Origin of the sequence: Bavariicoccus seileri WCC 4188 (assembly GCF_000421665.1) — a bacterium.
In the GTDB taxonomy this organism is placed as follows: Bacteria; Bacillota; Bacilli; order Lactobacillales; family Aerococcaceae; genus Bavariicoccus; species Bavariicoccus seileri.
In genome coordinates, this window is sequence record NZ_ATXL01000004.1 from 80378 (window position 1) to 91379 (window position 11002).

Below are 11002 nucleotides of genomic sequence, written 5' to 3' on the forward strand. Positions count from 1 at the left end.
CTATATTACCTTAGGCTAACAGGTTTGTCTATGATTTCTCCTAGAATGACTGCTCGCTTCATCCCGGTTAGCGCTAGCCTTTTTTCTTTAGTGACATGCTTGGTAACCGAAGCAGCTCGCTTTGGGTAACGAGATGCTTTAATTCCACTTGTTTGAGTAGTTTCTGTTAAGGCGGTCGTCACCTCTGGGTGATCCGTTCTCATTTTATGAGCTAATCGATCAACTTGAGATTTTAAAGCACGATAATCGACTGTTTCTTCCTTCAATGAGTGATCAATTGCTCTAATTTGTTCCTTTTCAATGACCGAAAGTTTAATGTTATCCCAGTCGAATTGGCGAAAAGAAGCAAGAATAGCGTTGACATCCTTTATGATTTCTTTCTTACTGTTCGGGATCCCCTTTGTTTCAACCCCATTTGGTTCAGCAAATAATCGACTTTTCGCTTCTACCTTATGGTGATCAGTGCGGTGCTTAGTCTTGTTTTGTGACGGTTTAACCATCTTTTTTTGCCTATTCCGCTTTTGTTCAACACGACTAGTTGCAAACTTAGGTTCCTCTTCTTTCTCATTGGCCAAAGAAGTGACCTTTAAGGATCCGTTTTTATCTGATTGCTCATTATCAAACAGCGAATGATGTCTATCTCTGGACTTAGCTATTGAATTTTTGATGACTACGGCCCCAATCAATACATATAACACAATGGAAATAAGGGTTCCCATTAGCGATCACTTTCCTTCAAATCTTCCCCGGAAATAGAATTTCTCATTTTGGTGTCTGATTCAAGATTTTCTAGTTTGTAGTAATCCAACGCCCCTAAATTTCCTGATTTTAGCGCTTCAGCGATTGCTAATGGGACTTGAGATTCTGCCTCAACAACTTTCGCTCTCATCCGTTGAACTTCTGCGATCATTTCTTGTTCCTGAGCAACGGCCAGACTACGCCGTTCTTCTGCTTTTGCTTGCGCAATTTTTGTGTCGGCTTCTGCTTGATCGGCTTGTAATTTAGCACCTATATTACGACCAATATCAACATCCGCTATATCGATCGATAGAATCTCAAAAGCAGTCCCAGAGTCTAAACCTTTATTAAGGATCGTTTGAGAAATAGAATCTGGATTTTCTAAGACACTCTTATGTTTTTGAGCAGACCCAACCGTCGTAACGATACCTTCACCAACCCGAGCAATGATTGTTTCTTCACCAGCACCACCAACTAAACGTTCAATGTTGGCTCTCACTGTCACTTTTGCTTTAGCCTGTACTTCGATACCATCCATAGCCACACCAGAAATCAGTGGCGTTTGGATAACTTTTGGATTAACACTGACCTGAACAGCTTCAAACACATTCCGCCCCGCTAAATCGATGGCAGCAGCCTGTTCAAACTCTAGATCGATATTAGCCCTTTGTGCCGCTATCAAGGCATCAATCACCATATTGACATCCCCACCGGCCAAAAAATGGGCTTCTAATTCATTGATATCTAACACAAGGCCAGCTTTCGTAGCCTTGATCAGTGGTTGAATAATCTTTTGAGGTGCAACACGCCTCAATCGCATACCAACCAAAGTGGTCACAGGAACTTTTACACCAGAAAAATGTGCCGTAATCCAAAGTCCTATGGGTACAAAACGAAAGAATATAATCAAAATAACTGCAATAATGACGACAAGTAATCCTAGCGCAATAATATTAAAGGGTGCGTTATCTGTATTCATTCACTACTCCTCCTCTAAAACTGTAACGATAATAGTTCCACTGGAAATACGGGAAACAACGACTGGAACGCCTGCTTTTATAACTGGTCCATCACTCAAACAATCGATTGTTTGGTTCAGCGCTTCAAAATAAACTTTTCCCGTAGGCCTCAAAATCGTTTTTGTCACACCGGTAAGTCCAATAACATTATCAATACTTTTGATACTTTGGAACCCTCGTGACTTATCTAAAGCCGTGTCCAAGACGAAATGATGACTTAGTTGTAATGGATGTCCATTTTTTATCAGCCAAAAACCAATAGCAACAGAAACGATCACTGCCACAATAAAATGAATTAAAGGTGGTACCAAATCTTGTTGGCCAAATAAAAATGCTGCAACCAAGCTCAAACCACCCGTAATACCAATCAAGCCAAAATCGGGAACGATCAATTCAATAACGACCAATACAGCAGCTAAAATCAGCAACAAAATGCCAATTGTCACATTGGTCTCATGGCTGTAAATCGTGATGTAGGATCCAAATCCTATTGCCATCAAAAGAATAGCCACTAATTTTTTATTGAAGAAAAATTGTACGACTAAGCCACTGCATCCTATTAGCATTAGCAAATAGCCCACTTTTATCACTTCCTTTCCTTCAGTACTTTTATCCTTCTATTTATCTGCACTTCTACCATTATCTAGCCTGTTTCTAGCTTCAAACAAGCTTGTTTTAAGTAATTACCTAGAAGCTATCAGTAATCCCTTTTACCAATTATAACAAATCAGTAATCCCTTTTACCAATTATAACAAATAGGATCAACCGAACAAAAGAAAGACTTGAAAAACTTAAAAAAACAACCAAACTTTAGTCCGGGGAAAGAGACTAAGGTTTGGTCTAATTACAATTAGTATTTAAGTGATAGTTAGTTTTTAACCGTTACTTTTTGTTGCGTTTCAACGCTTTCACGCTTTTCATTGTAGCCGTAGTAAGCATCTGATAGAATAGCTTTCATATCCTTTACAAGTGGTAACCGAGGATTAGCTGGTGAACATTGATCTTCATAAGCCAGATAGGCAATTTCTTCTATCGCATTTTCCCAATCTTTTTGATCAACACCTTGAGCTGCAATATTCATTTCTATGCCAACTTTAACACCTAGATCATAAACTGCTTGTGCAAAAGATTTAACTGCTTCTTCAGGCGTATCTGCTTTTAATCCCAACATTCTGGCGATTTCTTGGAATTTCACATCAGCTTTGTAATAGTTATATTTTGGCCATGTGCTCGTCTTACTTGGTTTTGTGCCATTGTAGCGAATAACATATGGCAAGAGAATCGCGTTGGTTCTACCATGAACAGTGTGGAAGAAACCACCAACCTTATGTGCCATTGAATGTGACATACCTAAGAATGCATTGGCAAAAGCCATCCCGGCCATCGTAGATGCATTATGCATTTTCTCTCTCGATTCAAAATCAGGATCGTTAGTTGATTTTTCTAGATTCTCAAACACCAATTTAATTGCTTGTAATGCTAATCCATCCGTATAATCATTGGCAAGCGTTGATGTATAAGCCTCAACTGCATGCGTAAGAACATCCATCCCTGTATCTGCTGTAACAACCTTTGGAACTGTCATAACCAGAGCAGGATCTACGATCGCAATGGTTGGTGTCAATGAGTAATCCGCAAGCGGATATTTACGGTTATTCTTTTTATCCGAGATGACCGCGAATGGTGTGACTTCAGATCCAGTACCAGAGGTTGTTGGAATTCCAACATACTTCGCCTTCTTCCCTAATTCTGGGAATCGGAAAGCTCTCTTACGAATATCCATGAACTTTTGGACTAAATCTCTAAAATCAACTTCTGGTTGCTCATAGAACAACCACATCAATTTTGCTGCATCCATAACGGAACCGCCACCTAGTGCGATGATTGTATCTGGTTTAAACGACTTCATCATTTCCGCTCCACGTCTTACAGTTGAGATGTCTGGATCAGGTTCAACATCTGTGAAAGTCTGATAAGTTACGCCTTCTTCACGTTGATCCAGTTGAGAAACGATTCGTTCAAAGAATCCTAGATTGACCATTGCCTCATCGGTGACGATCATAACCCTTTTGAGGCCTTTCATTGTTTTTAAATACTGGATGCTATCACGTTCAAAATAAATCTTTGATGGTACTTTGAACCATTGCATATTATTACGTCTCCGTCCTACCTTTTTGATATTTAAGAGATTCACAGCGCTCACATTATCTCCGACAGAATTATGCCCATATGAGCCACAGCCTAGAGTCAACGATGGTAAAAAGGCATTGTAAACATCACCAATACCACCGAATGTTGAGGGTGAATTCCAAATAATTCGGATGGCTTTCACTGTATCACCAAATCGTTTAACCAATGCTTCATCTTTCGTATGGATGGCTGCCGAGTGTCCAAGGCCATTAAACTCTACCATTTGACTTGCTAATTTGATACCGTCTTCTTGACCATCTGATTTAAGAATAGCAAGAACTGGCGATAACTTTTCGCGCGTCAATGGTTCTTTTGGACCAACTTCCGAGCAACTTGCAATTAAAATATTCGTTTCCTTTGGCACTGTAAACCCAGCTTGTTCCGCAATCCAACTTGCATCCTTACCCACAATAGTCGGGTTTAGTTTGGCATCATCAACAGTATCAGTGTAACCTTCCACTCCAAAGCAGAATTTTTCAAGTTTTTTCTTTTCTTCTTCAGTTACAAAGTAAGCGTGGTATGATTTGAGTTCAGTAACGACATCATCATATATATCACTATCCACTATAATCGCTTGTTCGGAAGCACAGACCATCCCATTATCAAATGATTTACTCATGATAATGTCGTGTGCTGCTTGCTTGATATCTGCTGTTTTTTCGATGTAAGCAGGCACATTCCCAGCTCCAACACCAAGTGCCGGTTTGCCACAAGAGTAGGCGGCGCGAACCATCGCATTCCCACCAGTTGCTAGAATAGTCGCAATCCCAGGATGGTTCATCAATGCATTAGTAGCAGCAATACTTGGTTTATCGATCCATTGAATACAGTTTTCTGGAGCACCAGCGGCAACTGCAGCATCTCTGACGATTCGTGCGGCATGTGCTGATGACTCTTGAGCTGCTGGGTGGAAAGCAAAAATGATTGGATTTCTAGTCTTCAATGAAATCAACGATTTAAAAATAGCGGTTGACGTTGGATTAGTTGTTGGGGTAATCCCACAAATAACGCCGACTGGTTCAGCAATCAAAGTCAATCCTTCAACATCGTTATCTTCTATAATTCCCACTGTTTTAGTATGACGCATGTTATTGACCACATGCTCACAAGCGAATAGATTCTTGGTAGCTTTATCTTCAAAGACTCCTCTACCAGTTTCCTTAACCGCATGTTGTGCCAAAACACCATGTTGATCTAATGCCGCAACAGACGCTTTACCTACAATATAGTCAACATCTTTTTGATCAAGTGACATCATTTGATCGAGGGCAACTAATCCTCTTTCGACCAATTTATTAATCATTGGTGACACATCATCAATTGAATCCTTTTTAACCTCAACTGTCTTTTTTGATTCTTTTTTTGTGGCAGTAGCAACAGACGCTTTACTTGTTTCTTTTACCATATTTATCCCCCCTGATAAAGTAAAAAACCTTCTTTGTTAATAATTTCACTATATAGGATTATCAAGGGTTTGTAAAGTATTTTTTTCACTATTATTCCGTAAAAATAAGTTATTCCTTTTCATAGCATGTGATATAGTTTCATCTTCACACTAACAATTAATGCATATTATCAGTAATGTTAGCCATTACATTATTTTCACAAACACACGTTCTTTATATTGATTATTATTTCACATTATTGTGGGAATTTTGTCTTTATAACTGTTCAGACACTTGTTTTTCTGCACAAAAAAGAAGCCCGAATGACTTCGGACTTCTTAAAAAGATTTTATCATATATTTGTTGTATGTTGCTCAGTCGTCTCAAAAGCGACATGACCATCTTTCACAGTCGCTAAGACTGTTTCTGTCGGTATAACATCCCCTTTGATGATTGCTTTTGCAAGCGGTGTTTCAATCTCACGTGTAATATACCGAGAAATTGGACGTGCCCCATAGACAGGGTCAAATGCATTCTCTGCTACCCAATCATACAACTCATCAGAGAACTTCAATACAATGTCTTGATTTTCCAAGCGTTGTGCCAGTTGACTCGTCATCTTAGCAACAATGCCACGAATATCTTCTTTAGTAAGTGGTGAGAAGAATATTGTATCATCGATACGGTTCAAAAATTCAGGTTTAAACGTTTGCTTCAATAATTGACTAACTTCGTTTCTTGCTTTATCAGTTATGTGACCGTCCTTGTCTTGCCCTTCTAGTAATAGTTGAGACCCTAAATTACTAGTCATGATCAAGACGGTATTCTTAAAGTCAACTACTCGACCTTTGGAATCAGTTAAACGACCATCATCTAATACTTGTAATAAAATATTGAAAACATCTGGATGAGCCTTTTCGATTTCATCTAATAAAACGATCGTATAAGGGTTACGACGAACAGCCTCAGTCAATTGGCCACCTTCTTCGTAACCAACATATCCAGGAGGTGATCCCACTAACCGTGACACTGAGAATTTTTCCATATATTCACTCATATCGATACGAACCATGTGGCTTTCATCATCAAATAGATTTTCAGCTAAGGCCTTTGCTAATTCTGTTTTACCAACACCAGTTGGTCCTAGGAATAGAAATGATCCAATAGGACGATTAGGATCTTGAAGTCCTGCTCTCGACCTTAATACAGCATCACTAACCTTTTCAACTGCTTCGTTTTGTCCAATCACACGATGATGGAGATCAGCAGCCAAATGGAGTAACTTAGCACGTTCTCCTTCAAGCAAACGTGTTACTGGTATACCGGTCAAACGTCCTACAACACGGGCAATCTCGTCATCTGTAACTGACTCTTCGACCAACCTCTCCGCATTGGAATGGTGGGCGGTCATTTCATCAGACAAGTGTTTTAATTCTCTTTCCAAACGTGGAATCGTGCCGTGACGCAATTCTGCTGCCTTTTCAAGGTCATAATTGCTTTCAGCATCCTCCAAAGCATGTCTTGATTTATCGAGTTCTTCACGTTTTGAGCGAATACTTTCAACTTCTTCTTTTTCACTTTCCCATTGCATTTTAAGCTTATTAGCTTCTTCTCTTAAATCAGCAAGCTCTTCTTGTAATGCAACAAGACGTTTCTTGGAGCCTTCGTCCTCTTCTTTTTTAAGAGCTGCTTCTTCAATCTCTAACTGCATTAAACGACGGGTCACTTGATCCAATTCTGTTGGCATAGAATTCATTTCAACCCGAATAGTTGCACAGGCCTCATCGATCAAATCAATAGCCTTATCTGGCAAGAAACGATCTGTAATATACCGGTCGCTCAATACTGCTGCAGCCACCAACGCATTATCTTGAATATTCACACTGTGGTGGATTTCAAAACGTTCTTTCAACCCTCTCAGAATACTGATAGTATCCTCTACAGTTGGTTCTTTGACGAGCACTTTTTGGAAACGACGTTCTAACGCTTTATCTTTTTCCATGTATTCGCGGTATTCATCAAGCGTTGTAGCACCTATACAGTGCAATTCACCACGGGCCAACATTGGTTTTAGAATGTTACCGGCATCCATCGAACCTTCTGTCTTACCAGCACCAACGATTGTGTGGATTTCATCGATAAAGAGAAGAATGTTACCTTCGCTCTTTTTGACTTCTTTCAAGACGCCTTTGAGTCTTTCTTCAAATTCCCCACGATACTTGGCTCCAGCAATCAATGACCCCATATCTAGTGAAAATACTTGCTTTCCTTTTAGGTTTTCAGGTACATCTCGACGAACGATACGTTGTGCGAGACCTTCTACAATGGCGGTCTTACCAACACCTGGTTCCCCAATCAAAACCGGATTGTTTTTAGTTTTACGAGATAAAATACGGATAACATCACGGATTTCATCATCACGACCAATAACTGGATCTTGTTTTCCTGTTTTAACTTGCTCATTTAAATTGATGGCATATTTGGATAACGCTTCATATTGTTCTTCTTGATTTTGTGACATGACGCGTTCACCCCCTCTTACTTCTTCGATAATTTTCTTTAATACCTTTTCAGTTACCCCATGTTGGGTTAACCATTTGATAATAGGATGATTCTTTTGCTTATATAGTGCAAGAAGCACAGTCTCTGTTGCAATATACTCATCCTCAAACTGAATTCTGATTTGCTCAGCATCATTAAACAATTGATACAGACCTTGGTCCATCGATTGTCCATATTGAACACTTGTTCCTTCCACTACCGATATCTCATCAAGTAACTGGTCGACAACACTCGTTAAGCCCGAGATATCATCCGTTGCTTTCTGATAGATATGATGCGCAAAATGATCAGGTTGCAAAAATATCTTCCACAAATGTGGAATAGCGATGGATTGATGATGCCTTGTAACGGCAATCTGTTGAGCATCTCCCAAAGCTTGTTGCAAGGTCGTTGTCATTTTTTCGATATTCACTAATGGTCACTCCTTTAATGTCTATGTTTTATGATATTTTTAGACACATTAAATAATTTTCTTCAAATTTTTAAAGATTTTTTGCTTTTGGTTAAGGTGTAATATCATGATCAAACGCACTTATTAGCCAAAAAGCATCGAGCTAAATCGCTCTACAACGCTATTATACCATTTAGTCAGTAAAGGTCAATTATTTTGACTTCTTGTTACTAGATACTCATCCTTACTCGCTTTTGATTATTACTAATCGTCATCATGATCTCATTTTACATGTCACTAGCATCTATTGCTAAATAAATCAACGGGATTGCGTTACAATAATACTATTATAAGCCTTTAGGAGGAAACAATATGGTAACCAAAAATACAGTAGCTAAACAGACGGTAGAACCCTATGACTACCAAACACTATATAAATTGACTTCTCTGAGCCAGCCTATAACAATTGGGGCAAAAACAATCGTGGTGGCATCAAGACCTAATAAAGAGAACAATAGTTATGACAGTCAAGTTATTGCCATCAACAAGCTCACCCAAGAGATCACCCCACTGAGTGCAGCTGAGAAACTGAATACGGCTATTCAATTAAGTCCTAATAAAAGAAAATTAGCCTACCTGACAACAGCCAGTAAAAATGGACAGGCTCAATTGGCAGTTATCAGCTTGAACGGTGGACACAACCAAATCATCACAGCATTAGACGAAGGCGTTTCAAGTTTTCTTTGGGGTAGCGATAGCAACAGCTTTTACATCACTTGTTCCAGTAAAAGAAACGATGGACAGTCAAAAGAGTGCTCTAGCACCTCAACAATCACTAAAAAAGTTACTAGTGCTACTAGCTCAAACGATAGTTCTGACCATAAAAATGACTCAAAAAAAAGAGCCCCCCACAACTTCTGCAGATTTTCCACACTTAAATCGCTATCAAAAACTACTTTATAAGATTGATGGTGTTGGGGTATTACCACAAGAACATGATTACTTTATCAAAAAAATCACCTTACCAACTGAAACACAATTGGTATTTCAGTCCGATAGAGACAATCACCTTCAAATAGAAACGCTTTACTCTCAAGAATCGTCATTTTCACTCGATTATGCTTCTCATGACGAAAGCTTCTTTTTGCTTGGCGATGACCTAGATCCGGATGATGAAACGTCTTTTGGAAATACAGTTTACTACTACAATACAAAGGATAAAAAGAAAACTAGCTTGACTACTAGTCTCCCTAAAGGAAGTTTTGCTTTTGGCGATATCAATGACAGTGAGGATGATATCCTGTTAGTCGGAAATGATTTCAAGTACCAATTTGTTTCTCTAAATCGGATATACCGCTATCACCTAGAGACAAAAGAATTAACACCACTCACGGATTCTGATAAAGAAGTCGTTGATACTGTGGCAACTGATTTTCAGCAACAAACTGATGGTAAAGTCGTTACCTTTATCGATGACAGTCACTTTATTTATACTACGAGTGAAACTGGGTTAGTTAACCTGTACCTGGGGAACTTAGAAGGCAAAAATGAGATGGTTATCAATGATCATGGACATATCACTGGCTTTTCAGCTCAACTAGTCGATGGTAATTCTGATACTACAGATACTGCTGATACTGCTGATAAAACTGATAAGACTCATAAAATTCACAGTGCTAATAAGACACTTCAAATTGATTACACCTATTCGAACCAAACGACGCCATCTCAATTAAAACACTACCGTGGCGATCCAACTCGTTTAGTAACAGTATTTGATCCTAATGAAACAGTGTTAGAACATCAATTATTGAGCCATTCAGAACATTTCCATTACTCAGGTGCTGATGACTGGTCTATAGAAGGATGGTACCTCCCACCAGTTACCTTATCTACTACTGAAGAGACTAATGAGAGTGATGAGAGTGATGACAAGCAGACAAAACACCCCGCCATCTTATATATCCATGGTGGACCACAAGTTAATTATGGGGAAAGTTACTTCCATGAAATGCAATCGCTAGCCCAAAAAGGGTATGGTGTCATACTTTTAAATCCACGAGGTGGTAATAGTTACGGTCAAGAGTTTGTAAAGGCAATTCTTGGCGATTACGGTCATAAAGATTACGAAGACTTGATGCTAGGTGTTGATGCAGTCCTTGAGAAGCATCCTGAAATTAATCAGAATGAGCTACATGTGATGGGAGGAAGCTATGGCGGCTTTATGACTAACTGGATTGTTGGTCATACAAATCGATTCAAACGTGCAATTACCCAACGTAGTATCTCTAATTGGATCAGCTTTTATGGTACCAGTGACGTTGGTTCCTTCTTTGTTGAATACCAACTACAACATGACTTAGAGGATTATGAAGAACTCTATCGGATGTCGCCTATCAAATACGTAGCAAACATTAAGACACCAACATTAGTCATGCATAGCTTAAACGACTACCGTTGCCCTATAGAACAAGGAGAACAATTCTTTACCTCATTAAAAAGACATAATGTTGAAACAGAATTGATTACCTTTCCACAATCGAGTCACGGACTATCGCGAAACGGCTTACCAAACCTGCGCGTAGAACGCTTCCATGAAATAATAGAATGGTTGCAGAAATAGAGGTTGTTCATGGAGTGGTCAGCTTTGAGAAATAAGGAAGTCTATCCGAAAATACGCACTTAAATTTTCGAGAGAGGATGACTTATTTACGAA

General features: G+C 39.1%; 7 protein-coding genes. 2 read left to right on the forward strand and 5 right to left on the reverse strand.

Annotated elements, in window-relative coordinates:
• Positions 1-5 precede the first annotated feature (5 nt).
• From H541_RS0101810 to clpB, 5 genes are all read right to left on the reverse strand, one after another.
• Positions 6-719: a hypothetical protein gene (locus H541_RS0101810; RefSeq protein ID WP_022795648.1), complete on the reverse strand. Its 714-nt coding sequence runs from the start codon at positions 717-719 to the stop codon at positions 6-8.
• Positions 719-1717 carry a flotillin-like protein FloA gene (gene floA / locus H541_RS0101815; RefSeq protein WP_022795649.1) on the reverse strand — a complete coding sequence of 333 codons (999 nt, stop codon included), beginning with the start codon at positions 1715-1717 and terminating at the stop codon, positions 719-721. The genes H541_RS0101810 and floA overlap by 1 nt, the downstream gene beginning before the upstream one ends.
• 3 nt (positions 1718-1720) lie before the next feature.
• On the reverse strand, positions 1721-2338 hold the full coding sequence (locus H541_RS0101820; protein ID WP_022795650.1) for an NfeD family protein: 618 nt from the start codon (positions 2336-2338) through the stop codon (positions 1721-1723).
• A 288-nt stretch (positions 2339-2626) separates the two neighbouring features.
• Positions 2627-5353 carry a bifunctional acetaldehyde-CoA/alcohol dehydrogenase gene (gene adhE / locus H541_RS0101825; protein WP_022795651.1) on the reverse strand — a complete coding sequence of 909 codons (2727 nt, stop codon included), beginning with the start codon at positions 5351-5353 and terminating at the stop codon, positions 2627-2629.
• A 332-nt stretch (positions 5354-5685) separates the two neighbouring features.
• Complete coding sequence (gene clpB, locus H541_RS0101830) at positions 5686-8307, reverse strand: ATP-dependent chaperone ClpB (RefSeq protein WP_022795652.1); 2622 nt, start codon at positions 8305-8307, stop codon at positions 5686-5688.
• 351 nt (positions 8308-8658) lie between these two features.
• Between clpB and H541_RS13360 the strand changes: the two genes are divergently transcribed.
• Together H541_RS13360 and H541_RS11225 are read left to right on the forward strand one after the other, a co-directional pair.
• Positions 8659-9249, forward strand: coding sequence for a TolB-like translocation protein (locus H541_RS13360; protein ID WP_026501537.1), 591 nt, complete (start codon positions 8659-8661; stop codon positions 9247-9249).
• Positions 9173-10909, forward strand: coding sequence for an alpha/beta hydrolase family protein (locus H541_RS11225; RefSeq protein WP_052168239.1), 1737 nt, complete (start codon positions 9173-9175; stop codon positions 10907-10909). Before H541_RS13360 ends, H541_RS11225 begins: the two co-directional genes overlap by 77 nt.
• Positions 10910-11002 lie beyond the last annotated feature (93 nt).